Origin of the sequence: Trinickia violacea (genome assembly GCF_005280735.1) — a bacterium.
Lineage (GTDB): Bacteria > Pseudomonadota > Gammaproteobacteria > Burkholderiales > Burkholderiaceae > Trinickia_A > Trinickia_A violacea.
Genome location: NZ_CP040078.1, coordinates 3,459,466 through 3,485,655, shown reverse-complemented (window position 1 = coordinate 3,485,655; position 26,190 = coordinate 3,459,466). Strand labels below are relative to the sequence as shown.

Here is a 26,190-nt window from a genome sequence, read left to right as displayed (position 1 = left end):
GACTCGCAAGGCTTTTGCTCCAAGCGTTTCGCGGCTGGCGGGAAGCGCTTCGCACGACCCGCAAACCCTGGCTCGCGTTGGAGTGTAGGAGGGGGGCAACACAAAGTCAACAGTATCTTATGTCTTATATAAGACATATGTATTGCAGGGAAAAACCTGGACGCGAAATAGGCGTTTGTGATGAAATGCGCGCATGAATGCGAACCCGGCGAACACAGCGAATTCGATCGGCGCGGCCGGCGCAGGCGCGGCGGCCTCTGGCGGGGCCGGCGACGGTGCCGGCGCGGGTGGTGCGGCCTCGCCGACGTTCAGTCCGCTCTACCAGCAGATCAAAGGGCTCATCACGCAGAGCCTCGAATCGGGCGAATGGAAGCCCGGCGAGATCATTCCGAGCGAGGTCGAACTGGCGGCCCGCTATAAGGTGAGCCAGGGCACGGTGAGGAAGGCGATCGACGAACTCGCCGCCGACAACCTGCTCGTGCGCCGCCAGGGCAAAGGCACGTTTGTTGCAACGCACAACGAAGACCGCGCTCAATTCCGCTTCCTCCGCCTTCTGGCCGACGACGGCGCCGAACATCCCCATATCAGCAAGCTGCTCGAATGCCGCCGCCTGCGCGCACCGGCCGAGATCGCGCGTCAGCTCGACTTGAAGCCGGCCGATCCCGTCGTGCTGATCAAGCGCCTCCTGCAGTTCGACGGCGAAGCCACGGTGCTCGACGAGATCTGGCTGCCGGGCGGCGTGTTCCGCGGACTCACGCTGGAGCGCTTAAGCGAGTATAAAGGCCCCCTGTACGCCATGTTCGAGACGGAGTTCGGCACGCGGATGATCCGGGCGTCGGAGAAGATCCGCGCGGTGGCGGCCGAGCCGACGGTGGCCGACCAACTCGGGGTGCCTGCAGGATTTCCTTTGCTGTCCGTCGAGCGGGTGTCCTATACATACGGAGACCGGCCCGTCGAAGTGCGTCGCGGTTGGTATGTCACAACCGGGTATTACTATCAGAACGACTTGAGTTGAACAGAGCCCGCAGCGCCTTAGTGGAGGCGGGTCTCGGGGCGCCATTGTTGCGCGTGGTGCAAAACTTCAGAGTAGGTTTTCGCTGCGTTGCGATATAAAAAGGCGCTAAAATCGCGGATTAGTGTGACTACATAGTAGGGGTCTAGCATGGCAGAAGCCGTAAAAAAACCGAGGCCGGAGTACCGGAACATCGGTATCGGTCAGATATTGACGGCATATCGTCTCCCGCTAGCGGGGCGCGTGTCGATCTTGCATCGCGTCAGCGGTGCGTTGCTCTTCATATTCCTTCCGTTCCTGCTTTACCTCTTCGATCAAAGCCTCACTTCCGAGCTCAGCTTCGAAGTCTTCAAGGGCTTCCTCTCCAACGTCATCGTCAAGCTCATCACGCTGGTTCTCGCGTGGGCCTTCCTGTTTCACTTCTGCGCCGGCATCCGTCACCTCGTGATGGATACGAACCACAACGCCGTGTCGAAGGAAAAGGGCAAGTCGACCTCGGTCGTCGTCTTCGTCGTGTCGTCGATCCTCACCATCGCCTTCGCGCTCAAACTGTTCGGAGCTTTCTAAAACATGTCAGCCAATAACCGAATCGGCTCGAAGCGCCTGGTCGTCGGCGCGCACTACGGCCTGCGCGACTGGCTCGCGCAGCGCGTCACCGCCACGATCATGGCGATCTACACCGTCATCCTGCTGGCCTGGTTCTTCGGCGCACAGGCGTTTTCGTATGACGGCTGGGCGTCGATCTTCGCCACGCAGTGGATGAAGCTCGCGACGTTCGTCACGCTGGTCTCGCTCTTCTATCACGCGTGGGTCGGTATCCGCGACATTTGGATGGACTATGTGAAGCCCGTCGGTGTGCGTCTGGTCCTTCAAGCGCTGACGATCGTCTGGTTGCTCGCCTGTGCGGGCTACGCTGCGCAGATTCTCTGGAGAGTGTAAAAGAATGGCTGCAATCAAGAATTCTCTGCCGCGTCGCCGCTTCGACGTGGTCATCGTCGGCGCAGGCGGCTCGGGGATGCGCGCCTCGCTGCAATTGGCGCGCGCCGGCCTGTCGGTCTGCGTGCTGTCCAAGGTGTTCCCGACGCGTTCGCACACGGTCGCCGCACAAGGCGGCATCGGCGCTTCGCTCGGCAACATGAGCGAAGACAACTGGCACTACCACTTCTACGACACGATCAAGGGCTCCGACTGGCTCGGCGACCAGGACGCGATCGAGTTCATGTGCCGTGAAGCGCCGCACGCGGTCTACGAACTGGAGCACATGGGCATGCCGTTCGACCGCAATGCCGACGGCACGATCTATCAGCGCCCGTTCGGCGGCCACACCGCGAACTACGGCGAAAAGCCCGTGCAGCGTGCTTGCGCGGCGGCTGACCGTACCGGTCACGCGCTGCTGCACACGCTGTATCAGCAGAACGTTGCAGCGAAGACGCAGTTCTTCGTCGAATGGATGGCGCTGGATCTGATCCGCGACGCCGACGGCGACGTGCTCGGCGTGACCGCGCTCGAAATGGAAACGGGCGACGTCTACATCCTCGAAGGCAAGACCACGCTGTTCGCCACGGGCGGCGCGGGCCGGATCTTCGCGGCGTCGACCAACGCGTTCATCAACACGGGCGACGGCCTCGGCATGGCGGCGCGCGCGGGCATCGCGCTGCAAGACATGGAGTTCTGGCAGTTCCACCCGACCGGCGTGGCCGGCGCGGGCGTGTTGATCACCGAAGGCGTGCGCGGCGAAGGCGGCATTCTGCGCAACTCGGACGGCGAGCGCTTCATGGAGCGCTACGCGCCGACGCTGAAGGATCTGGCGCCGCGCGACTTCGTCTCGCGTTCGATGGACCAGGAAATCAAGGAAGGCCGCGGCGTGGGTCCGAACAAGGATCACGTGCTGCTCGACCTGTCGCACATCGGCGCCGAGACGATCATGAAGCGGCTGCCGTCGATCCGCGAAATCGCGCTGAAGTTCGCGAACGTCGACTGCATCAAAGAGCCGATCCCGGTCGTGCCGACCATCCACTATCAGATGGGCGGTATTCCGACGAATATGCACGGCCAGGTCGTGGGCACGTCGCGCGGCCACGAAGAGCCGGTCAACGGCTTCTACGCGGTCGGCGAATGCTCGTGCGTGTCCGTGCACGGCGCGAACCGCCTGGGCACGAACTCGCTGCTCGACTTGGTGGTGTTCGGCCGCGCGGCCGGCAACCACATCGTCAAGCACGTCAAGGAAATCAAGGAGCACAAGCCGCTGCCGCTTGACGCCGCCGATTTCGCGCTCTCGCGCCTCGCCAAGCTCGAGAAGTCGAACTCGGGCGAGTACACGCAAGTGATCGCCAACGACATCCGCAAGAACATGCAGGCGCATGCCGGCGTGTTCCGCAACTCGCAGCTGCTCGCCGAAGGCGTCGAGAAGATCAACGAGCTCAAGGAGCGCGTCGATCACGTGCACCTGAAGGACAAGTCGAAGGTGTTCAACACCGCGCGCGTCGAAGCGCTCGAGCTGGCGAACCTGATCGAGGTGGCGCGCGCGACGATGGTGTCGGCGGAAGCCCGCAAGGAAAGCCGCGGCGCCCATGCGCACAACGACTATGAGCATCGCGACGACGAAAACTGGCTGCGCCACACGCTGTGGTTCAGCGAGGGCGATCGCCTCGACTACAAGCCGGTGCACATGAAGCCGCTGACGGTCGAATCGGTGCCGCCGAAGGCGCGTACGTTCTAAGCGCTTTCCTCGTACTTGTTGCTTGACGCCGGGGCTCGCCAGCAAGAGGCGGCCCGGCGGACTCCTAGAGAGCCAAATAAAGGACTCTGAAATGGCAAAACGAATTTTTGAAATCTACCGCTACGATCCGGACAAGGACGCGGCCCCGCGCATGCAGACGTACGAAATCGAAATCGATTCGCACGAGCGCATGCTTCTCGACGCGCTGGTCAAGCTGAAGGCGCTCGACGAAACGCTGTCGTTCCGCCGCTCGTGCCGCGAAGGCGTGTGCGGTTCGGACGCGATGAACATCAACGGCAAGAACGGCCTCGCGTGCCTGACGAACCTGAACGACCTGCCGCAGAAGATCGTGCTGCGTCCGCTGCCGGGCCTGCCCGTCGTGCGCGACCTGATCTGCGACTTCACGCAGTTCTTCAACCAGTACCACTCGATCAAGCCGTACCTCATCAACGACACGCCGCCGCCCGAGAAAGAGCGCCTGCAGTCGCCGGAAGAGCGCGACGAACTGGATGGCCTGTACGAGTGTATTCTGTGCGCTAGCTGCTCCACGTCGTGCCCGAGCTTCTGGTGGAATCCGGACAAGTTCGTGGGTCCCGCGGGCCTGCTGCAAGCCTATCGCTTCATCGCGGACAGCCGCGACGAGGCGACCGGCGAGCGTCTCGACAATCTGGAAGATCCGTACCGTCTGTTCCGTTGCCACACGATCATGAACTGCGTCGACGTGTGCCCGAAGGGCCTGAACCCGACGAAGGCGATCGGCAAGATCAAGGAATTGATGGTGCGCCGCGCGGTCTGAGATGGACAGTACTTCGCATCAATCCGACCCGCTTCGCCGGGCGCGCCTTCGATGGCGCGCCCGGCGTGGATTGCTGGAAAACGACCTCATCTTCGAGCGTTTCTTCAGCCGATATGAGCATGATCTCAGCGATGACGACGTAGGCGCGCTCACGCGCCTGCTCGAGCTGAGCGATAACGACCTGATGGACTTGCTTCTCTCGCGCAAGGAACCGGAAGGCGACCTTGCCGGACCGGATGTGAACCGGATCTTGGGGCTGTTGCGCGCTGTTTGAGCGCCGGTTGTCAGCGGCGCCGCGTGCAATTTATCGAAAACCCGTAATAAAACCTTCGATTGAGGATGCTATGACCCCGTCAGAAGTTAAAGCCACGCTATCGTTCAGCGACAATTCGCCGAGCGTCGAGATGCCGATCTACAAGGGCACGATGGGCCCGGATGTGATCGATATCCGCAAGCTCTACGGCCAAACCGGCAAATTCACGTACGACCCGGGGTTTATGTCGACGGCGTCGTGCAACTCGGCGATTACTTACATCGACGGCGACAAGGGTGAGCTGCTATACCGCGGCTATCCGATCGACAACCTGGCGCAAAACGCCGACTTCCTCGAAACCTGCTACCTGCTGCTGAACGGCGAGCTGCCGAGCGCCGCGCAGAAGAAGGAATTCGTGGGGACCGTCACCAAGCACACGATGGTCCACGAGCAGATGCAGTTCTTCTTCCGCGGCTTCCGTCGCGATTCGCACCCGATGGCGATTCTCGTCGCATCGGTCGGCGCGCTCTCGGCGTTCTATCACGACTCGCTCGATATCAATAACCCGCGTCACCGCGATATCTCGGCGATCCGCATGATCGCGAAGCTGCCGACGCTCGTGGCGATGGCGTACAAGTACAGCATCGGCCAGCCGTTCGTGTACCCGCGCAACGAACTGTCGTACAGCGCGAACTTCATGCACATGATGTTCTCGAACCCGTGCGAAGAGTACAAGGTCAACGACGTGCTCGTGCGCGCTCTCGACCGTATCCTGATCCTGCACGCCGACCACGAGCAGAACGCGTCGACTTCGACGGTTCGCTTGGCCGGTTCGTCGGGCGCGAACCCGTTCGCGTGTATCGCGGCCGGTATCGCATGTCTGTGGGGCCCGGCGCACGGTGGCGCAAACGAAGCCGCGCTGAACATGCTCGAGGAGATCGGCTCGGTCGACAACATCCCCGAATTCATCAAGCAAGTGAAGGACAAGAATTCGGGCGTGAAGCTGATGGGCTTCGGTCACCGCGTGTACAAGAACTACGATCCGCGCGCGAAGCTGATGCGCGAAACGTGCCACGAAGTGCTCGAAGAGCTGGGCCTGCACGACGATCCGCTGTTCAAGCTCGCGATGCAGCTCGAAAAGATCGCGCTCGAAGACGAATACTTCGTGTCGCGCAAGCTGTACCCGAACGTCGACTTCTACTCGGGCATCGTGCAGCGCGCGCTGGGCATCCCGACCTCGATGTTCACCTGCATCTTCGCGATGGCGCGTACGGTGGGCTGGATCGCGCAGTGGAACGAAATGATCTCGGAAGCCGAGCAGAAGATCGGCCGTCCGCGTCAGCTGTTCATCGGCGAAACGCCGCGCACGGCGAAGCCGCTGGCACAGCGTTGATGGGCTGCTGAGCGAGCGCAGAGCGCACGATTGAGTCGTGTGCTCGCGCGAAGCTCGGCGATGACGCAGGGCTTATGCAAACACCCCAATGGCGAGAGCCGTTGGGGTGTTTTGTTTTTTGGGCGCCGCGTGGAGCGCGCCGAGTTGTGCGGTGCGCAGAACGCGCGCAGGAGAGCGACCTGAGCCCGCTCGGCCGCGAACAAATGGGGCTTGCTTCACCAGGTTGTTAAAATGGCGGGAATTCCGGCATGTCACCCAGGGTGCGCTCGCTGCCGAAAGGGCGCGCCCGGCTCCATGAGGGCTTGCCTCGACACCGGGTCGTGTTGAATACTTCAACGCGAACTTTCTCCTGACTTCCATTAAACGGTTTTCCTCATGAGCACCATTCTTCCGAATCTTCCGGCCGGTCAAAAGGTCGGCATCGCGTTCTCCGGCGGCCTCGACACCAGTGCGGCGCTGCACTGGATGAAACTCAAAGGGGCCGTCCCGTACGCCTACACCGCGAATCTGGGGCAGCCGGACGAGGACGACTACGATTCGATTCCCAAGCGCGCGCTGCAGTACGGCGCCGAAGGCGCACGGCTGATCGATTGCCGCGCGCAGCTGGTGGCGGAGGGCATTGCGGCGCTGCAAAGCGGCGCGTTCCACATCTCCACGGCCGGCGTCACGTACTTCAACACGACGCCGATCGGCCGCGCGGTCACGGGCACGATGCTCGTCGCCGCGATGAAGGAGGACGGCGTCAACATCTGGGGTGACGGCAGCACCTACAAGGGCAACGACATCGAGCGCTTCTATCGCTACGGCCTGCTCGTGAACCCGGACCTCAAGATCTACAAGCCGTGGCTCGACCAGACGTTCATCGACGAGCTGGGCGGCCGCGCCGAGATGTCGGACTTCATGCGCCGCTCGGGCTTCGAGTACAAGATGTCGGCCGAAAAAGCGTACTCGACCGATTCGAACCTGCTCGGCGCGACGCACGAAGCCAAGGACCTCGAAAGCCTCTCCAGCGGCATCAAGATCGTGCAGCCGATCATGGGCGTCGCGTTCTGGCGCGAAGACGTGCCGGTCAAGCACGAGGAAGTGACGATCCGCTTCGAAGCGGGCCAGCCGGTCGCGCTGAACGGCGTCGAGTTTTCGGATCCGGTCGAATTGCTGCTGGAAGCGAACCGTATCGGCGGCCGTCATGGCCTCGGCATGAGCGACCAGATCGAGAACCGCATCATCGAGGCGAAGAGCCGCGGCATCTACGAGGCTCCGGGGCTTGCGCTGCTGTATATCGCCTATGAGCGCCTCGTCACCGGCATCCATAACGAAGACACGATCGAGCAGTACCGCGAAAATGGCCGCCGCCTCGGGCGTTTGCTGTATCAGGGCCGCTGGTTCGATTCGCAAGCGATCATGCTGCGAGAAACGGCGCAACGCTGGGTGGCGCGCGCGGTGACTGGCGAAGTGACGGTCGAGCTGCGCCGCGGCAACGACTATTCGATCCTGAACACGAGCTCGCCGAACCTGACGTATCAGCCGGAGCGTCTGTCGATGGAGAAGGTCGCTTCGACGTTCTCGCCGGCCGACCGCATCGGCCAGCTGACGATGCGCAACCTCGACATCTCCGATACGCGCGACAAGCTGCGCATCTACGCGAAGGCAGGCCTGCTGACGCCGGGCGAGGCGTCCGCGCTGCCGCAACTGAAGGGCGATAGCAAGTAAGTTCGTTGGACCCGCGATTGGATGCGGAGTGGTCTCCGTATCCAATCCAGGCGCAATAAAACGATGAAAAAAGCGCCGCGCCGCTTGCCTGGCAGTCGCGATCCAGGTACCGAAACTACCACTGTAACTCCCTGTTTTTAATCGCTTTTTTGCGAACTCCATGGTGCCGTGCCGGCACTATGCGTGGCATAATCGACCGCACCGGGATTGCCCGATGTCACTACTACCCCGCATACCATGGCACAGACTCTCTACGACAAATTGTGGAATTCGCACGTCGTCCACACGGAAGAAGACGGCACGACCCTGCTCTACATCGACCGTCATCTGCTGCATGAAGTCACGAGCCCGCAGGCATTCGAAGGTCTGAAGCTGAGTCAGCGCCCGGTGTGGCGCATCAGCGCGAACCTCGCGGTGTCGGACCACAACGTGCCGACCACCGACCGCAGCCACGGCATCGCCGATCCCGTCTCGAAGCTGCAAGTCGATACGCTCGATGCGAACTGCGATTCGTACGGCATCACGCAGTTCAAGATGAACGACATGCGCCAGGGCATCGTTCACATCATCGGACCGGAGCAGGGCGCGACGCTGCCGGGCATGACGATCGTCTGCGGCGATTCGCACACGTCCACGCACGGCGCGTTCGGCGCGCTCGCGCACGGCATCGGCACCTCGGAAGTCGAGCACGTGCTCGCCACGCAAACGCTCTTGCAAAAGAAGAGCAAGAACATGCTCGTGAAGGTCGAGGGCCAGTTGCCGCGCGGCTGCACGGCGAAAGACATCGTGCTCGCGATCATCGGCAAGATCGGCACCGCGGGCGGCACGGGCTACGCGATCGAATTCGGCGGCTCGACGATTCGCGCGCTGTCGATGGAAGGCCGCATGACGGTCTGCAACATGGCGATCGAAGCGGGCGCGCGCGCGGGCATGGTGGCCGTCGACGACACCACGGTCGAATACTTGAAGGGCCGTCCGTTCTCGCCGACAGGCGTCGAGTGGGATCAGGCGGTCACGTACTGGAAGCAGTTCGCAACCGACCCGGGCGCGACGTTCGATCGCGTGGTCGAGCTGAACGCCGCCGAGATCGTGCCGCAAGTCACGTGGGGCACGTCGCCGGAAATGGTGACGTCGATCGACGGCCGTGTGCCGGACCCGGAGAAAGAGAAAGATCCGGTCAAGCGCGACGCGATGGAGCGCGCGCTGCAATACATGGCGCTCGAACCGAATCTGCCGATCGAATCGATCAAGCCGGACAAGATCTTCATCGGCTCGTGCACGAACGCGCGCATCGAAGACTTGCGCGCCGCCGCCTATGTCGTGAAGACGCTCGGCCGCCGCGTCGCGTCGAACATCCGGCTCGCGATGGTCGTGCCGGGCTCGGGTCTCGTGAAGGCGCAGGCCGAGCGCGAAGGGCTCGACAAGGTGTTCACGGAAGCCGGCTTCGAATGGCGCGAGCCGGGCTGCTCGATGTGCCTCGCGATGAACGCCGACCGGCTCGAGCCGGGCGAGCGCTGCGCGTCCACGTCGAACCGCAATTTCGAGGGGCGTCAGGGGGCCGGCGGCCGCACGCACTTGGTGAGCCCGGCGATGGCCGCGGCAGCGGCGATCGAAGGCCACTTCGTCGATATCCGCAAGTTGGGTTGATGGCAATACGAGTCGAGTGATAGATCATGGATAAATTCGTTGTGCACACGGGCCTCGTTGCGCCCCTCGATCGCGAGAACGTCGATACCGATGCGATCATCCCGAAGCAGTTTCTGAAGTCGATCAAGCGCACGGGCTTCGGTCCGAACGCGTTCGACGAGTGGCGTTATCTGGATCACGGCGAGCCGGGTCAGGACAACTCGAAGCGTCCGCTCAACCCGGACTTCGTGCTGAACCAGCCGCGCTATCAAGGCGCGTCCGTGTTGCTCGCGCGCAAGAACTTCGGCTGCGGCAGCTCGCGCGAACACGCACCGTGGGCGCTCCAGCAATACGGCTTTCGCGCGCTGATCGCGCCGAGCTTCGCGGATATTTTCTACAACAACTGCTTCAAGAACGGCGTCTTGCCGATCGTGCTGACCGAGCAGCAAGTCGATCATCTGTTCAACGAAACCTATGCGTTCAACGGCTATCAGCTGACCGTCGATCTCGAGGCGCAAGTCGTGCGCGCGCCGGACGGCCGTGAATATCCGTTCGAAGTCGCGGCGTTCCGCAAGTACTGCCTGCTGAACGGCTTCGACGATATCGGCCTCACGCTGCGTCACGCGGACGAAATCCGCCAGTTCGAAGCCGAGCGGCTCGCCAAGCAGCCTTGGCTCAACCATCGGATCGTCGGCTGAAGTCATCCAGGCGCACGGCGCGCCGCGTGGCTCGCCGTGCCGCGTCCTTGAACGTGCCGGGCCCGTGATGCCCGGCACGTTCACCGCAACGAACTCACTACAGACAAAAGGAAAACGCACATGAAGATCGCAGTGCTGCCCGGCGACGGCATCGGCCCGGAAATCGTCAACGAAGCGGTCAAGGTGCTCAACGCCCTTGGCGAGAAGTTCGAAATGGAAGAGGCGCCCGTCGGCGGCGCGGGTTACGAGGCGAAGGGGCATCCGCTGCCGGAATCGACGCTCGCGCTCGCGAAGGAAGCGGACGCGATCCTGTTCGGCGCGGTGGGCGACTGGAAGTACGACTCGCTCGAGCGCGCGCTGCGTCCCGAGCAGGCGATTCTCGGTTTGCGCAAGCATCTGCAGTTGTTCGCGAACTTCCGCCCGGCGATCTGCTATCCGCAGTTGACGGATGCGTCGTCGCTGAAACCCGAGATCGTGTCGGGCCTCGACATCCTGATCGTGCGCGAACTGAACGGCGACATTTACTTCGGCCAGCCGCGCGGCGTTCGCTCGTCGCCGGACGGCGCGTTCGAAGGCGCAAAGGAAGGCTTCGACACGATGCGCTATTCCGAGCCTGAAGTGCGCCGCATCGCGCACGTCGCGTTCCAGGCGGCACAGAAGCGCGGCAAGAAGCTGACGTCGGTCGATAAGGCCAACGTGCTCGAAACGTCGCAGTTTTGGCGTGACGTGATGATCGACGTGTCGAAGGAATATGCGGACGTCGAGCTCTCGCACATGTATGTCGACAACGCGGCCATGCAGCTCGTGAAGGCGCCGAAGGCATTCGACGTGATCGTCACGGGCAATATGTTCGGCGACATCCTGTCGGACGAGGCCGCGATGCTCACGGGCTCGATCGGCATGCTGCCGTCCGCTTCGCTCGATGCGAACAACAAGGGCTTGTACGAGCCGTCGCACGGCTCGGCGCCGGACATCGCGGGCAAGGGCGTGGCCAATCCGCTCGCGACCATTCTGTCGGCCGCGATGATGCTGCGCTATTCGCTGAACCGCGCCGAGCAGGCCGATCGCATCGAGAACGCGGTGAAGAAGGTGCTGGAGCAGGGCTACCGCACCGGCGATATCGCGACGCCGGGCGGCAAGCAGGTCGGCACGGCGGCGATGGGCGACGCGGTGGTCGCGGCGCTGTAAGTTTTTCGGGGGGCGCCAAGCTGGGGCGCCTAGCCCTGGGCGCCCGGCCCGTAGTCCCGAAAGCGTCGCCAGACGCGCAAAGGGCGGCGCATCAAACCGCGAACGGACCGCCCGGCAAAGCGGTCCGTTCGCACGAAATACGCTATACAGGGTGTGACTTTACGCAAACGTCATGTTTTGCGATGGGTCGCCCAATCCAGGTTTTCGTGTATATTGTCGCGATGGCGCAGATTTCCAAAATCTCTTCGATTGCAAAACTCCACGGCGAAACGGCCCGTGCGAGCGCATTCGCCATTACCGTCATTAAATCGATTACCCGTAAAACGATCACGAAAAGCTGATCGTCCGTCGTGCCCGCTCGTCTTCCCCGCGCGGTCACGCCGGGCAAAGTTGCGGGGAAGCGTCCACTCCAAGGGTTAGTCATGAACGTAGGTCTCGTAGGTTGGCGCGGCATGGTCGGCAGCGTCCTGATGCAACGTATGCAAGAGGAACGCGATTTCGATCTGATCGAACCGGTGTTCTTCAGCACCAGCAACGCAGGCGGCAATGCGCCGTCGTTCGCGAAGAACGAGACCAAGCTCAAAGACGCGTCGAGCATCGACGACCTCAAGAAGTGCGACGTCATCATCACGTGCCAGGGCGGCGACTACACCAACGAAGTCTTCCCGAAGCTGCGCGCGGCGGGCTGGAACGGCTACTGGATCGATGCCGCTTCGTCGCTGCGCATGAAGGACGATGCGGTCATCGTTCTCGATCCGGTGAACCTGAACGTGATCAAGGACGCGCTCGTCAAGGGCACGAAGAATTTCATCGGCGGCAATTGCACGGTCAGCCTGATGTTGATGGCGCTGGGTGGCCTGTTCCGCGAAAACCTCGTCGACTGGATCACGGCGATGACGTATCAGGCCGCATCGGGCGCGGGCGCGCAGAACATGCGCGAACTGCTCTCCCAGATGGGCACGCTGCACGGCGCGGTGAAGCCGGAGCTGGCTGATCCGTCGTCGGCGATTCTCGACATCGACCGCAAAGTGCTCGCCGCCATGAACGGCGACACCATGCCGATCGACAACTTCGGCGTGCCGCTCGCGGGCTCGCTGATTCCGTGGATCGACAAGGATCTCGGCAACGGCATGTCGAAGGAAGAATGGAAGGGCGGCGCCGAAGCGAACAAGATCCTCGGCAAGCCGGCGATGGGTACGCCCGGTTGCGTGCCGGTGGATGGTCTGTGCGTGCGGATCGGCGCCATGCGCTGCCACTCCCAGGCGCTCACGATCAAGCTGAAGAAGGACGTGCCGCTCGACGAAGTCGACAGCATCCTTGCGTCGGCGAACGATTGGGTGAAGGTCGTGCCGAACACGCGTGAAGCGTCGATGCGCGATCTGTCGCCGGCCGTCGTGACGGGCACGCTGACGGTGCCGGTCGGCCGCACGCGCAAGCTTGCGATGGGCGGCGAATATCTGTCGGCGTTCACCGTCGGCGATCAGCTGCTGTGGGGCGCTGCCGAGCCGCTGCGCCGCATGCTTCGCATTCTGCTCGACAAGTAAAGTAAACTACGCGCTCAAGACGCGTAGAAAACCAAAAGCGTCGCGGGTCCCGCGGCGCTTTTTTCATTTGGCTCCAACTTGTCCTCTCCCAAACGCCACCCAGGGCCGCGCTTTAGCGCGCCGAAAGACCCAATGATCGTACGACTTATCTCGCATGATTTCGTGCGCCAGTCCGCTCGTTTTGCGTTCGGCAAAGCGACTGCGGTCGCGATCGCGTGCGCGCTGCTTGGCGCGGCAGCGAATGCCGCTACGATTGATGCCGCTGCGTCCGCCAGTGCGGCGGCGAGCGCTCCGGCCGCCGCAAGTGAGACGGTGCCGCTTTCCGGGACGCAGTACACGGTCAAGGCGGGGCAGTCGCTGAACGACGTCGCGATCGACGTGACGCAGTCACATGACCGGTCGGTGTTGGCGCGTGCCGCGAAGGCGCTGTTCGACGCGAATCCGAAAGCGTTCATGGGCGGCGATCCGAGTCGCATGAGGGTCGGAGCGGTGTTGAACGTGCCGTCGCTCGATGCGACGGGGAATGTCGCTGCATCGGGTGCGGAGGCTGTCGGGGCGGCGTCGGGCGTGGCGGCTTCGACGGCGGCCGCCGCGAGCGCCGTTGTGCCCGCGAGCAGCGTCGCTGCGCAAACGGGCGGCGCTTCGGCTTCGGCTACCACTACCGCGCAGGCGGCGTCGAATCCGGGCGCGGCGAGCGCGGCGGTTCCCGCATCGGCTGGAGCGACCGGCCAGCACGGTTGGACCGGCGCGATCCAGCAATCGGCCAGCGTGCCTGGCGAGACGTTGGCGAGCGAGAGCGGGGCGTCGGTGCCGGCTGTCGCGATGGCGCCGGCAGCGTCCTCCGCGCAGCCGCATGTCTCGAGTCTTCAGCAGTTGCTCGCGCTCAAGAATCGGGTCCTGATGGCGCTGCAAGCGCATGGCTTCGGTCCGGCACATCCGGAAGCGAGCCATCGCGCGCCTGCCGCCGGTGCGAGCGTTTCGACTGGCCAGCAAACGTTGGCGGCGAGCGGCGCGTCCGGTGCTGTCGCCGCCGCCGTCACTCCCGAAGTGGTCAGCCGCCCGGCAGAGGTCGCTGCGCCGCACGTGGCAGGGGGCGAACTGATCTTCAACGGCTGGGAGATCAATATCGGCGCGCTGTCGGCGGCTGTCGCGGCGCTGCTCGTTCTGATCGTCGGTTGGTTCATGCGCAGCCGCAAGCGCGCAGCTGCAGCTGCGGCCGCGGCCGCAGCGGCAGAAGAGAGGATCGAGAAACGCGTGCGCGCGGCAGCCGATTCGACCGATTCCGCGCCAGCCGAAAAGCCCGCCGCCGAGCAAGCCGCCGACGAGGCGAGCACCGATGTCACGATCTCGCAGCAAGGCCGCGACGCATCCCACGACGCCGCGACGACGTTATCCGACGAGGCTGCCGAAGCCGAATACATCGCCACCCTCAAGGAGAGCCCGAACAGCAAGGGCGCGCTGATGGGCCTGGTCGGCATTTACGCCGAGCGGCGCGATGTCGCTCGCTTCGCCGATGTCGCGCAGCGCGTTTGGCACTTGTCCGGTGGACGCGGGCCCAATTGGCGCCACGTGGCGTCGCTCGGGCGTCAGCTGGATGCTCATAATCCCCTGTATGCCGAGGCGGGCGCGGCGCCCGGTGCGAACCTTGCGCCGCTCGAATCGAGTGGCGGCGGGATGGCTTCGGTCGATGTGCCGGAGAAGGCGCCGGCAGACGCGCACGATGGCGCGGCTGCAGCCGATGCGTCGGGCGTTACCGGCGAAAGCGGTGCGAAGCCGGTAACCGGTGCGGTCGATTCAGCGCAAGCTGGCGAGCCTTTGGCCGAGGCGAAGGAGGCGGACGCTGGCGCAGACGGTGCGCAAATCGAGCCGCCGTCGGCCACCGCACAAGCCGAAGAGGCCGCGCCCGGCGAACAAGAGGCGGTACCGCCTACCGTCCACGCCGAAGCAGAAATACCCCACGACGCGCAAGCCGCGCCGCAGGCAGAAGAGCCCACGCCTGCAGCGACGGAGGAGAGCACGCCCTCCACAGCCGATGCCGCGCCGCATGCCGCCGACGCCGAGTCCCGCGCCAACGATGCCGCGTCGCGGACCCATGCGATTGCGGCGCGTCTCGAAGCGATGGCGGCGCAGGTCGAGGCAGCCAAATCGCGTGAGAGCGAAACCGCGCCGCACGGCGAGGCGGCGACCTCGCCCGCCCCCGAACTCACCTGGCCGCACGACGAGCCGGACACGCATGCGGGCGAGGTGCCGCCTGCGCTGACCGACGCGTTCGCCCCGCCTCCGCCGTTCCCGTCCGAAGCGATTTCCGCGCTGAACAGCCTGGATTTGTCGCTCCCGCCGCGTTTGGAAACCGAGCCGGCCGAGCCCTTGCGCGCTTCGCATGACGATATCGCCGTGCCGTCCCCTGTTTCGCTGACGACGCAACCCGTCGTCGCGCCCGAGATCACCGAGCAGCAGGCCGTGCCGCCGTTCGTCCCGGAGCCGCCGCACGCGGCCGATGCGATCGAGGCCGGCATCGCGGGCTCAGCGTCGGTGGCAGGCCTCGGCGCCGCGCGCTTCGGTGCGCTGAATCTCAACTTCGATCTGGACCTGCCGGCCTCCACGTCGCCGCTGCCGACGTTCACGCCGGAGGAGCTTGCGAAGATCGCCCGCAACAAGCTCGACCTCGCCGCCGAATACATCGAGCTCGGCGACATTGCGGGTGCGCGCACGCTGATCAACGAAGTGATCGAGTCGAACGACGCCGCCACGCGCAACGACGCCCGCGCCATGCTGTCGACGCTCGCGCCGCTGTCCTGATGCCGAGCCCGATGCCTAACCTGACGCGTATTGCGCTCGGCATCCAGTACGACGGCATGGCGTTTTGCGGCTGGCAGTCCCAGCCGCACGGCAAGACGGTTCAGGACGAGCTCGAGCGGGCGCTGCGGGAATTCGCGCAGACGCCGCTCTCGACGGTCGTCGCCGGCCGCACCGATACCGGCGTGCACGGGCTCGGCCAGGTCGTGCACTTCGATACGGAGCTCGATCGCACGGAGTTCTCATGGGTGCGCGGGACGAACGCGTTTTTGCCCGAGACGGTTGCCGTCCAATGGGCGAAGGTCATGCCGGAAACGTTCCATGCCCGCTTCTCGGCGTTCGAGCGCACCTATTACTACGCGCTCTACGTCAATCCGGTGCGTTCGCCGATGCTCGCCGGCCGCGCCGGCTGGATTCACACGCCGCTCGATGTCGACGCCATGCGCGCCGCCGCCGCCTGCTTGATCGGCGAACACGATTTTTCGGCGTTCCGCTCGTCGGAATGCCAGGCGAAGACACCGGTCAAGCATCTGTATCAGATCGACATCCGCCCCCAGGGCGATCTGATCCATTTCCGCTTCCGAGCGAATGCGTTCCTGCACCACATGGTGCGCAACCTGATGGGCTGCCTCGTCGCGGTCGGCCGCGGCCGGTACCCGGTCGAGTGGCTTGCCGAGGTGCTCGCGAGCCGCGACCGCAACCGCGCCGCGCCGACGTTCATGCCGGAGGGGCTCTACGTCGCCCATGTCGGCTATCCTGAGACCTTTGCCGTGCCGCCCACACATCTCGGCAGCGTGCCGTGGAGCGACGTATGGAACGACCGACCGACACCATGAACGAAGCCTCATCCCAGCAAACCGGCGCGGCACCGCATCGCACACGTATCAAGCTGTGCGGACTCTCGCGCCAGCAAGACATCGCGTACGCCATCGATCTGGGCGCGGATGCCATCGGCCTGGTGTTCTACCCGCCGAGCCCGCGCGCGGTCGGCGTGGCCGATGCGGTTGATTTAACGCACGATATCCCGCCTTTCGTCTCCGTAGTGGGGCTCTTCGTGAATCCGACCCCCGACTGGTTCAGCGAGGTCACGAGCAACGTTCCGCTCACGATGCTGCAATTTCACGGCGACGAAACGCCAGAAGAGTGCGAGAAGCTCGCCAATCTCGCGGGTTTGCCATGGTTGCGCGCAATCCGCGTTGCCGCCGATACTCGGCAAGCCGATTTGGTAGAATCTGCACTTAACTATTCATCAGCCAGCGGCCTGCTGCTCGACGCACACGTCGAGGGCTACGGCGGCGGCGGGAAGATTTTCGATTGGTCACTTATTCCAGCAGAGCTCGGGCATCGGGCCGTTTTGAGTGGTGGGTTGAACGCGCAAAACGTCAGTGATGCGATCCATCGCGTGCGCCCGTTCGCGGTCGATGTCTCGAGCGGCATCGAAGTGCCGGGCGCCAAGGGCGTGAAGGATCACGCCCGGATGGCGGCGTTCGTACGCGCAGTGCGCGAAGCGGACGCCGGATGATTGAAGCGGCACGGCTTGAACGTTTCGAACACGTCGCCGCGCCGCCCCTGCGAGAGTGACAACATGTACAACTTACCCGATCAACGCGGCCATTTCGGCCCTTATGGCGGCACGTTCGTCGCCGAAACACTGGTTAAGGCAATCGACGAGCTGCGTCTCGCCTACGAGAAATTCCAGAAAGATCCCGACTTTATCGCCGAATATCAGCGCGAGTTGAAGTATTTTGTCGGCCGTCCGTCGCCGATTTATCACGCGCAGCGCTGGAGCGAGCTGCTCGGCGGCGCGCAGGTGTTCCTGAAGCGCGAAGACCTGAACCATACCGGCGCGCACAAGGTGAACAACGTGATCGGCCAGGCGCTGCTCGCGAAGCGCATGGGCAAGCCGCGCGTGATCGCCGAGACGGGCGCGGGCCAGCACGGCGTGGCCACGGCGACGATTGCCGCGCGCTTCGGCATGGAATGCGTCGTGTACATGGGCGCCGAGGATGTGCGCCGCCAAGCCGCGAACGTCTACCGGATGAAGCTGCTCGGCGCGACGGTCGTGCCGGTCGAGTCCGGCTCGCGCACGCTCAAGGACGCGCTCAACGAAGCGATGCGAGACTGGGTCACGAACGTTGAAAACACCTTCTACATCATCGGCACGGTGGCGGGCCCGCACCCGTACCCGATGATGGTGCGCGACTTCCAGCGGGTGATCGGCGACGAATGCAAGGTCCAGATGCCCGAGTTGACCGGGCGGCAGCCGGACGCGGTGATCGCGTGCGTCGGCGGCGGATCGAACGCGATGGGCATCTTCTATCCGTATATCGACGACACGTCGGTCAAGCTGATCGGCGTCGAAGCGGCGGGTGACGGCATCGAAACGGGCCGCCACGCGGCGTCGCTGACGGCGGGCAGCCCCGGCGTGCTGCACGGCAACCGCACGTATCTGATGCAGGACGAGAACGGTCAGATCATCGAGACGCATTCGGTGTCGGCGGGCCTCGACTACCCGGGCGTCGGCCCCGAGCACGCGTGGCTCAAGGACAGCGGCCGCGCCCAGTACGTGACGATCACCGACGACGAAGCGCTCAAGGCGTTCCACGACTGCTGCCGGATCGAAGGGATCATCCCGGCGCTCGAGTCGAGCCATGCGCTCGCGTACGCGGCGAAACTGGCGCCCACGCTCGGCCGTGACAAGCATCTGCTCGTCAACCTGTCCGGTCGCGGCGACAAGGACATGCACACGGTCGCCGAGCGATCGGGCATCCAGTTCTGAGCGCCGCCACGATGCGCGACCTGTTCGACGAATTCGACGAGCCGCAACCGGCCGCCGCTGGGGCGGCCGAGCGGCCGTCGGCGAAAGCGATGGCCAAACCGAAGGCGGCAGCCCTAGCCGTTGAGCCGCCTTCGGCGCCGGTTCTCGCCGCGGAACCAGAGCCGATCCTGCAATCGGCCTTGGCCGCGGAGCCCGAGGCTGTGGTGCGGCCGTCGGCGGTATCCAGGCTGCCCGCTGTGCCGCGCGGCATCGATATCCGCAACCGCGATTTCCTGGCCGACATGGAGAACGTGCCGGATGCTTCGATCGACCTGATCGTCGCCGACCCGCCGTATGGGCTCGGCAAGGATTACGGCAACGATTCGGACATGCTCACGGGCGAAGCCTTCCTCGCGTGGACGCGCGGCTGGCTCGACCTCGCTGTCCCGAAGCTGAAACCGTCCGGCTCGCTCTACATCTTCTGCACCTGGCAATACGCGCCCGAAATCTTCTCGTTCCTGAAGACGAAGCTCACGATGGTCAACGAGATCATCTGGGACCGGCGCGTGCCGAGCATGGGCGGCACGACGCGCCGCTTCACGTCGGTGCACGACAACATCGGTTATTTCGCGGTATCGAAGGACTACTACTTCGATCTCGACCCGGTCCGCATCCCATACGACGCCGTCACCAAGAAGGCCCGCTCGCGCAAGCTGTTCGAGGGCAGCAAGTGGCTGGAGCTTGGCTACAATCCAAAGGATGTCTGGTCGGTCTCGCGCCTGCATCGTCAGCATGCGGAGCGCGTCGACCATCCGACGCAAAAACCGTTGGAGATCGTCGAGCGCATGGTGCTCGCGAGTTGTCCGCCGGGCGGTCGAGTCCTCGATCCGTTCATGGGCAGCGGCACCACGGCAGTCGCCTGCGCGCGCCACGCGCGCGAGTTTGTCGGCTATGAGATCAATGAAAGTTACTGCGCGATAGCGCGAGAACGCGTCAGCGCCGTCTCCGGCAGGCTCGGCGCGCCGCTCGCACCCGCGGCCGTCGAGGACTAGGCCCCCGACCCGAACCGCGCAGCCAACGAATCCAGAGAACATTCCATGTCCCGAATCAAGAACACACTCGCGGCGCTCGCCGCGCAAGGCAAGAAAGGGCTGATCCCGTTCATCACCGCGGGCGACCCGGACCCGGCGAAAACCGTCGATTTCATGCACGCGCTCGCCGCCGGCGGCGCGGACGTCATCGAATTGGGCGTGCCGTTCTCCGACCCGATGGCGGACGGCCCGGTCATCCAGCGCTCGTCGGAACGGGCGCTGGCGCGCGGCGTCTCGCTGCGCCAGGTGCTCGCCGACGTGAAGCGCTTTCGCGAGCGCGACGACAAGACGCCCGTCGTGCTGATGGGTTACGCGAACCCGATCGAGCGGATGGGCGCTGAAGCGTTCGCTGCGGCGGCCAAGGAAGCGGGCGTCGATGGCGTGCTGGTCGTCGATTATCCGCCTGAAGAATCGGCTAATTTCGCTGAACAGATGCGATCTGCCGGTATCGATCCTATATTTTTGCTCGCGCCGACATCGACCGACGAGCGCATCGCCGAAGTCGGCAAGATCGCGAGCGGCTACGTCTATTACGTGTCGCTAAAGGGCGTGACCGGCGCCGCAAATCTGGACGTTTCCAATATCGCGAGTAAAATCCCGGCCATCAAGTCGCGCGTACCGCTGCCGGTCGGCGTCGGCTTCGGCATTCGCGACGCCCAGACGGCGCGCGCGGTGGCCGAAGTGTCCGATGCCGTCGTGATCGGCAGCCGTATCGTGCAGTTGCTCGAGGAAACGGCGCCGGAAGCCGCCGTCGAAAAGCTGACCCAGTTCATTGCCGAAGTCCGGCGTGCTCTGGACAGCATCGGCGCAACTGCCGCGTAAGTAACACACAGAAAGGACAAACGATGAGCTGGCTCGACAAACTGTTGCCGCCGAAAATCAAGCAGACCGACCCGAAGAGCCGCAAGGGGATTCCCGAGGGCCTGTGGGTCAAGTGCCCGTCGTGCGAAGCGGTGCTGTACCGCAACGACGTCGAGGCCAATCTGCATGTCTGCCCGAAGTGCAGCCATCACATGCGTATCGGCGCGCGCGAGCGCCTCGACGGCCTGCTCGACGCGGAAGGCCGCTATGAGATCGGCCAGGAAATCGTCCCGGTCGATTCGCTCAAGTTCAAGGACCTTCGCAAGTACCCCGATCGCATCAAAGAAGCGATGGACGAAACCGACGAGACCGACGCGATGGTCGTGATGGGCGGCGCGATTCACACGCTGCCGGTCGTGGTCGCGTGCTTCGAGTTCGCGTTCATGGGCGGGTCGATGGGCTCGGTGGTCGGCGAGCGCTTCGTGCGCGGCGCGCAGAACGCGCTCGAGCAGCAAGTGCCGTTTATCTGCTTCACGGCCTCGGGCGGCGCGCGCATGCAGGAGAGCCTGCTGTCGCTGATGCAGATGGCGAAGACCACGTCGATGCTCACGAAGCTGTCCGATGCCAAGCTGCCGTTCATTTCGGTGCTGACCGATCCGACGATGGGCGGGGTGTCCGCGAGCTTCGCGTTCCTGGGTGACGTCGTGATCGCCGAGCCGAAGGCGCTGATCGGTTTTGCCGGCCCGCGCGTGATCGAGCAGACGGTGCGAGAGAAGCTGCCGGAAGGCTTCCAGCGCGCCGAATTCCTGCTGCAAAAGGGCGCGATCGACATGATCGTCGACCGTCGCAAGCTGCGCGAAGAAATCGCGCAGTTGATCGCGCTGCTGACGCGCCAGCCTGCAGACGCGGTGGCCTGAGCGAGCCATCTCGCCTGGTCGCCGGCTGTGGCGATCTGTCACTCGGAAAACGCGCAGACGCTAGCGGCAAAACCCGAGCAAACCCCGCGCGCCGCTTGAAGCGAATTCAAGCGGCGCGCTGTCATTTCCGCGATAATTACGGCCTTGTGAAAAGCCGTATGCCGATTTATCCCATGACCACATTCCCTACCTTGGACGCCTGGCTGGCGCATCTCGAGACCGCGCACCCGGTCGGCATCGACATGGGGCTCACCCGCATCGGCAAGGTCAAGGAGGCGCTCGGGCTGTCGTTCGAGTGTCCGGTCATCACGGTCGGCGGCACGAACGGCAAGGGCTCGACCTGCGCGATCCTCGAATCGATCCTGCTGCGCGCGGGGTATAGCGTCGGCTGCCATACGTCGCCGCATCTGCTCGCGTTCAACGAGCGCGCGCGCGTGAACGGCCAGATCGCGACCGATGCCGACCTGCTGCCGCATTTCGAAGCCGTCGAGGCGGCGCGCACGCGCTTTCCCGAGCCGGTTTCGCTGACGTACTTCGAATTCACGACGCTGGCGATCATGCATTGGTTCGCATCGCGCGGGCTCGACGCCGTGATTCTCGAAGTGGGCTTGGGCGGGCGGCTCGACGCGGTCAACATCATCGATACCGACTGCGCGATCGTCACGAGCATCGATATCGATCACACCGAGTACCTCGGCGATACGCGCGAGGAAATCGCCTTCGAAAAAGCCGGCATTTTCCGGCCGGGCAAGCCCGCCGTGTGCGGCGATCCGAGCGCGCCCCAGACGCTGATCGATCACGCCGAGAGCATCGGCGCCGATCTGTGGCTCTTCGGGCGCGACTTCCGCTACGAAGGGCAGGCGGGCAGCGAGCGCCAGCAGTGGAGCTACGTCGGCCGCACGCTGCGGCGCTCGGCGCTCGCGTATCCGGCGTTGCGCGGCGCGAATCAACTGATCAACACGTCGGCGGCGCTGGCGGCCCTCGAGGCGCTGCGCGAGCGCCTGCCGGTGTCGGCGCAGGACATCCGCCTCGGGCTCGCGAACGTCGAATTGCCGGGGCGCTTCCAGGTGCTGCCAGGCAAGCCGTCGATCGTGCTCGATGTGGCCCATAACCCGCATGCGGCAGCGGTCCTCGCGCAGAATCTCGGCAACATGGGCTATTTCCCCTATACGTACGCGGTATTCGGCGCGATGCACGACAAGGACATCGCCGGCGTGCTCGCGCATCTGAAGGGCGAGATCGACCACTGGTGCGTGACCGACCTGCCGCTGCCGCGCGCGGCAGCGGCGGCGGATCTCGAAGCCGCGCTGCGCGAAGCGGGCGTCGCCGACTCCTCCGACAGCAGCGTGACGCGCTTTTCAACGCCTGCGGACGCATTTCAAGATGCACTAAAACGGGCATCCGACAATGATAGAATCGTGGTTTTCGGCAGTTTCTATACGGTAGCGGGCGTCATGGCCTACCGAAAATCGCAGCAACACTGACGCGTCAGCCTCGAACACAGCCAGGATTCATGGGACTTTTCTCGTTCGGCAAAAAAGACGACGACGCGCCTACCCGGCGCGGCGCGAATACCCGCGCAGGACGTAATACGCGTGCGGAGCGCACAGAGCGTGTTGAGCGGCGAACCCGGCGCACGGAGCGCGCGGGCGATGTCGATGCGATGATGCTCGATCCCACCCTTCCGGAAAAACAGCGTGCGCGGCGGCGGCTCGTCGGTGCGATCGCGCTGGTGATTGCCGCGGTCGTGGTGCTTCCGATGGTGCTTGACTCGCACCCGAAGCCCGTTACCGACGACATCTCGATCGATATTCCGAACCGCCCGGCGCACGATACGCAAGCCGCGCGCGACGACGATACGCAAGCGGGCGTCGCGCCCGACAATCCGGCGCCCGAGGCGACGGCTGCGGCGTCCGGCGTCGCGCCGATCGTGGCCGGCGGCGCTCCGGCTGATAAGGCAGCGACAAGCGGCCAGGTCACGCCGCAGGCTTCGAGCCAAGCGAAGTCGCCATCGTCCGCACAGTCGTCCGCACTAAGCAGCAGTCAATCGACGAAACAGACCGCTACCGCGCCGGCCGCTCAGGCGCAGGCAAAGAAGCCGGCTACGCAGCCAGCACTGGCGGCCGCCGCAAAACCGCCTACGCCTGCCGCACAAGCGGCGCAGCAATCGGCTGCCAACACGGCAGCCGCGACGCCGAGCCCGGCCGATGCCGATTTGGGCACGCCCGCCGCGCCGCCCGGCGCGCGTTTCGCGGTGCAGCTCGGCTCGTTTGCGGACGACGCCAGCGCGCGCAATTGGGTCACCAAGCTGAAGGCAGCGGGCGTGCCCGCGTACACCGAACATCGCAAGCAGGCCGACGGCTCGACGCGCATCCTGTTGCGCGCCGGACCGTTCGCGGATCGCGCGGCAGCATCGGCAGCCATCGCGAAGGTGCGCGAGGCGGGCCTGACCGCGAACGCGGGCGGTGGTGCCGCCGGCTCCGACCAATAGGGCAACGGCACCGATGTTCACCGCGTTCGACTACGCCCTGATGGCGGTGATCGGCTTGTCGGCACTGCGCGGCGCGTGGCGCGGCTTGCTGTCGGAAGTATTCGGATTGATCGGCTGGATCGTGGCTTTTTTTATCGCGTGCCATTGTGTTGGGCTCGTGGTGCCCTATATTCCAGCTAACTGGCCGGGCGGCGCATTGACACAATGGGTGCTCGCGTTTGCCTTGATCGTCATCGGCGTTGTCCTCGTGGCGAGCGTCGCGAATGCGCTGCTGGCGCGGCTCGTCGAAGTGAGCGGCCTGGGCGGCGTCGACCGCTCGCTCGGACTGATGTTCGGCCTCGCGCGCGGGGTCATTTTGGTGGTGCTCCTGGTCGCCCTCGCAGGCTTGACCGAGCTGCCAAAACAGGAATTCTGGCGCCATGCGCTGCTGCGGCCTTATGCCGAGCAGGGCGTGCGCGAATTGAAATCGCTGCTTCCCGAACCGCTTGCCGATTACGTTCGGGTTTGATTCGGCAGCCTGCAGCGATTCCGCAGTCCCCTTTTCGTATTTTTGAAGGACATGCCATGTGCGGCATCGTAGGCGTAGTTTCCCAGTCCCCCGTCAATCAGCTGATCTATGACAGCCTGCTGCTTCTGCAGCACCGCGGTCAGGACGCCGCCGGCATCGCAACGGCGAACGGCAGCAACTTCCATATGTACAAGGCGAACGGCATGGTGCGCGACGTGTTCCGCACGCGCAACATGCGCAGCCTGCCAGGCACGGCCGGCATCGGCCAGGTGCGCTACCCGACCGCGGGTTCCGCGTCGAGTGAAGAGGAGGCACAGCCGTTCTACGTGAACGCGCCGTTCGGCATCATCCTCGCGCACAACGGCAACCTGACGAACTGGCAGCAGTTGAAAGACGAGATGTTCCGCATCGACCGCCGCCACATCAACACCAATTCCGATACCGAAGTGCTGCTGAATGTGCTCGCGCACGAGTTGCAGCTCTCCAGCTCGGGCCTGCAGCTCGATCCGGCGGCGGTGTTCAAGGCGGTGTCGGGCGTGCATCGGCGCGTGCGCGGCTCGTACGCGATCGTGTCGCTGATCGCGGGCTACGGTCTGCTGGCGTTCCGCGATCCGTTCGGCATCCGCCCCCTTTGCATCGGCAAGCAGGAAACGGCGCACGGCGTCGAGTGGATGGTGGCGTCGGAATCGGTGGCGGTCGAAGGCATCGGCTTCGAATTCGTGCGCGACCTGGCGCCGGGCGAAGCGGTGTTCATCGATATCGACGGCAACCTGCATAGCCAGCAATGCGCCGAGAAGCCGAGCCTGAACCCCTGCATCTTCGAATACGTGTATCTGGCGCGGCCGGACTCGGTGCTCGACGGCGTGCCGGTTTACAACGTGCGTCTGCGCATGGGCGACTATCTCGCCGAGAAGATCAAGCGCGAATTGCCGGACGTCGGGATCGACGTCGTGATGCCGATTCCCGATTCGTCGCGCCCCGCGGCGATGCAGGTCGCGGCGAAGCTCGGCGTCGAGTATCGCGAGGGCTTCTTCAAGAACCGCTATGTGGGCCGGACGTTCATCATGCCGGGCCAGGCGGTGCGCAAGAAATCGGTGCGCCAGAAGCTCAATGCGATGGCGATCGAGTTCAAGGGCAAGAACGTGCTGATCGTCGATGATTCGATCGTGCGCGGCACCACTTCGCACGAGATCGTGCAGATGGCGCGCGATGCGGGCGCGAACAAGGTGATCTTCGCGTCGGCGGCGCCGCCTGTGAAGTTCCCGAACGTCTACGGCATCGACATGCCGACGCGTGGCGAGCTCGTCGCGCACGGCCGCACGGACGACGAAGTCGCGAAAATCATCGGCGCCGACTACCTCGTCTATCAGGACGTGGACGCGTTGAAGCAAGCGGTGCACGACATCAATCCGGCGCTGTCGCACTTCGAGGCGTCGTGCTTCGACGGCGACTACATCACCGGCGACGTGACGTCCGAGTATCTCGACGCGATCGAACGCGCGCGGCTCGCGCCGGACTCGCTGTCGGACCGCGACGCGGCAAGCGATGCGGTGGACGGCGGCTCGTCGCGCTCGCAATTGCACTTGCAGTTGTCGGTGGAGTAAGCGCGAGCCTCGGCATGAGGCGAGCATGAGGCGGCATCGATGCGCGACATCACCGCAAGGATGCCGCCGCCATGCTAGGATGCGATTCAGCGTCGATTTGATTTCAGCTTGCGGACGCGGGGCAACCCGAAAACAGCTAAAGCGAAAGGGTGGCACCGCCGCCCGACGCTTTCCGCCGTGACACCCCCGAAGCCCGCTTATGCCGACGCGAAGCGGGCTTTTTGTTGGCCGCTCAGTTTGCAGCTCAGTTGCAGCGCAGTTTGCAGTTCACGAACGAAACACAAC

The 26,190-nt window shown here is 64.2% G+C and carries 23 protein-coding genes; all 23 read left to right on the top strand.

Annotated elements, in window-relative coordinates:
* Positions 1–193 precede the first annotated feature (193 nt).
* The 23 genes from FAZ95_RS37760 to purF all read left to right on the top strand — a co-directional run bounded on the left by FAZ95_RS37760 (position 194) and on the right by purF (position 25,905).
* Positions 194–1,015: a GntR family transcriptional regulator gene (locus FAZ95_RS37760; RefSeq protein WP_137337377.1), complete on the top strand. Its 822-nt coding sequence runs from the start codon at positions 194–196 to the stop codon at positions 1,013–1,015.
* Between the two features lie 147 nt (positions 1,016–1,162).
* A complete protein-coding gene (gene sdhC / locus FAZ95_RS37755; RefSeq protein ID WP_137337376.1) occupies positions 1,163–1,579 on the top strand; it encodes a succinate dehydrogenase, cytochrome b556 subunit in 417 nt (138 codons plus the stop codon).
* 3 nt (positions 1,580–1,582) lie between these two features.
* Positions 1,583–1,951, top strand: a complete 369-nt coding sequence (sdhD, locus tag FAZ95_RS37750; protein WP_137337375.1) for a succinate dehydrogenase, hydrophobic membrane anchor protein — start codon at positions 1,583–1,585, stop codon at positions 1,949–1,951.
* Positions 1,952–1,955: 4 nt separating this feature from the next.
* The gene (sdhA, locus tag FAZ95_RS37745; protein WP_137337374.1) at positions 1,956–3,731 is read left to right on the top strand and encodes a succinate dehydrogenase flavoprotein subunit; all 1,776 of its coding nucleotides are present in this window, start codon (positions 1,956–1,958) and stop codon (positions 3,729–3,731) included.
* A gap of 91 nt (positions 3,732–3,822) precedes the next feature.
* Positions 3,823–4,527, top strand: a complete 705-nt coding sequence (locus tag FAZ95_RS37740) for a succinate dehydrogenase iron-sulfur subunit (protein WP_136891923.1) — start codon at positions 3,823–3,825, stop codon at positions 4,525–4,527.
* 1 nt (position 4,528) lies between these two features.
* Positions 4,529–4,801 carry an FAD assembly factor SdhE gene (locus FAZ95_RS37735; protein ID WP_137337373.1) on the top strand — a complete coding sequence of 91 codons (273 nt, stop codon included), beginning with the start codon at positions 4,529–4,531 and terminating at the stop codon, positions 4,799–4,801.
* Positions 4,802–4,871: 70 nt separating this feature from the next.
* The gene (gene gltA / locus FAZ95_RS37730) at positions 4,872–6,173 is read left to right on the top strand and encodes a citrate synthase (protein ID WP_137337372.1); all 1,302 of its coding nucleotides are present in this window, start codon (positions 4,872–4,874) and stop codon (positions 6,171–6,173) included.
* A gap of 375 nt (positions 6,174–6,548) precedes the next feature.
* Complete coding sequence (gene argG, locus FAZ95_RS37725) at positions 6,549–7,883, top strand: argininosuccinate synthase (protein WP_137337371.1); 1,335 nt, start codon at positions 6,549–6,551, stop codon at positions 7,881–7,883.
* A 237-nt stretch (positions 7,884–8,120) separates the two neighbouring features.
* A complete protein-coding gene (leuC, locus tag FAZ95_RS37720; RefSeq protein WP_137337370.1) occupies positions 8,121–9,530 on the top strand; it encodes a 3-isopropylmalate dehydratase large subunit in 1,410 nt (469 codons plus the stop codon).
* 26 nt (positions 9,531–9,556) lie between these two features.
* A complete protein-coding gene (leuD, locus tag FAZ95_RS37715) occupies positions 9,557–10,207 on the top strand; it encodes a 3-isopropylmalate dehydratase small subunit (RefSeq protein ID WP_137337369.1) in 651 nt (216 codons plus the stop codon).
* 120 nt (positions 10,208–10,327) lie between these two features.
* On the top strand, positions 10,328–11,395 hold the full coding sequence (leuB, locus tag FAZ95_RS37710; RefSeq protein ID WP_137337368.1) for a 3-isopropylmalate dehydrogenase: 1,068 nt from the start codon (positions 10,328–10,330) through the stop codon (positions 11,393–11,395).
* A gap of 422 nt (positions 11,396–11,817) precedes the next feature.
* Positions 11,818–12,939 (top strand): aspartate-semialdehyde dehydrogenase, encoded by a 1,122-nt coding sequence (asd, locus tag FAZ95_RS37705; RefSeq protein WP_137337367.1) that lies wholly within the window; start codon positions 11,818–11,820, stop codon positions 12,937–12,939.
* A 132-nt stretch (positions 12,940–13,071) separates the two neighbouring features.
* Positions 13,072–15,738, top strand: a complete 2,667-nt coding sequence (locus tag FAZ95_RS37700) for a FimV/HubP family polar landmark protein (RefSeq protein WP_137337366.1) — start codon at positions 13,072–13,074, stop codon at positions 15,736–15,738.
* An 11-nt stretch (positions 15,739–15,749) separates the two neighbouring features.
* Positions 15,750–16,571 (top strand): tRNA pseudouridine(38-40) synthase TruA, encoded by an 822-nt coding sequence (gene truA, locus FAZ95_RS37695; RefSeq protein ID WP_175425875.1) that lies wholly within the window; start codon positions 15,750–15,752, stop codon positions 16,569–16,571.
* Positions 16,547–17,257: a phosphoribosylanthranilate isomerase gene (locus FAZ95_RS37690; protein WP_175425874.1), complete on the top strand. Its 711-nt coding sequence runs from the start codon at positions 16,547–16,549 to the stop codon at positions 17,255–17,257. Before truA ends, FAZ95_RS37690 begins: the two co-directional genes overlap by 25 nt.
* 63 nt (positions 17,258–17,320) lie before the next feature.
* Positions 17,321–18,514, top strand: a complete 1,194-nt coding sequence (gene trpB / locus FAZ95_RS37685; protein ID WP_137337365.1) for a tryptophan synthase subunit beta — start codon at positions 17,321–17,323, stop codon at positions 18,512–18,514.
* A gap of 20 nt (positions 18,515–18,534) precedes the next feature.
* Positions 18,535–19,545 carry a DNA-methyltransferase gene (locus FAZ95_RS37680; protein WP_437437805.1) on the top strand — a complete coding sequence of 337 codons (1,011 nt, stop codon included), beginning with the start codon at positions 18,535–18,537 and terminating at the stop codon, positions 19,543–19,545.
* Positions 19,546–19,590: 45 nt separating this feature from the next.
* Positions 19,591–20,406: a tryptophan synthase subunit alpha gene (gene trpA, locus FAZ95_RS37675; protein WP_137337364.1), complete on the top strand. Its 816-nt coding sequence runs from the start codon at positions 19,591–19,593 to the stop codon at positions 20,404–20,406.
* A gap of 23 nt (positions 20,407–20,429) precedes the next feature.
* On the top strand, positions 20,430–21,302 hold the full coding sequence (accD, locus tag FAZ95_RS37670; protein WP_137337363.1) for an acetyl-CoA carboxylase, carboxyltransferase subunit beta: 873 nt from the start codon (positions 20,430–20,432) through the stop codon (positions 21,300–21,302).
* Positions 21,303–21,475: 173 nt separating this feature from the next.
* Positions 21,476–22,786 (top strand): bifunctional tetrahydrofolate synthase/dihydrofolate synthase, encoded by a 1,311-nt coding sequence (gene folC, locus FAZ95_RS37665; protein ID WP_137337362.1) that lies wholly within the window; start codon positions 21,476–21,478, stop codon positions 22,784–22,786.
* A gap of 29 nt (positions 22,787–22,815) precedes the next feature.
* Positions 22,816–23,793: an SPOR domain-containing protein gene (locus FAZ95_RS37660; RefSeq protein WP_137337361.1), complete on the top strand. Its 978-nt coding sequence runs from the start codon at positions 22,816–22,818 to the stop codon at positions 23,791–23,793.
* Positions 23,794–23,806: 13 nt separating this feature from the next.
* A complete protein-coding gene (locus FAZ95_RS37655; RefSeq protein ID WP_137337360.1) occupies positions 23,807–24,301 on the top strand; it encodes a CvpA family protein in 495 nt (164 codons plus the stop codon).
* 56 nt (positions 24,302–24,357) lie between these two features.
* A complete protein-coding gene (gene purF / locus FAZ95_RS37650; RefSeq protein ID WP_137337359.1) occupies positions 24,358–25,905 on the top strand; it encodes an amidophosphoribosyltransferase in 1,548 nt (515 codons plus the stop codon).
* Positions 25,906–26,190: the final 285 nt, after the last annotated feature.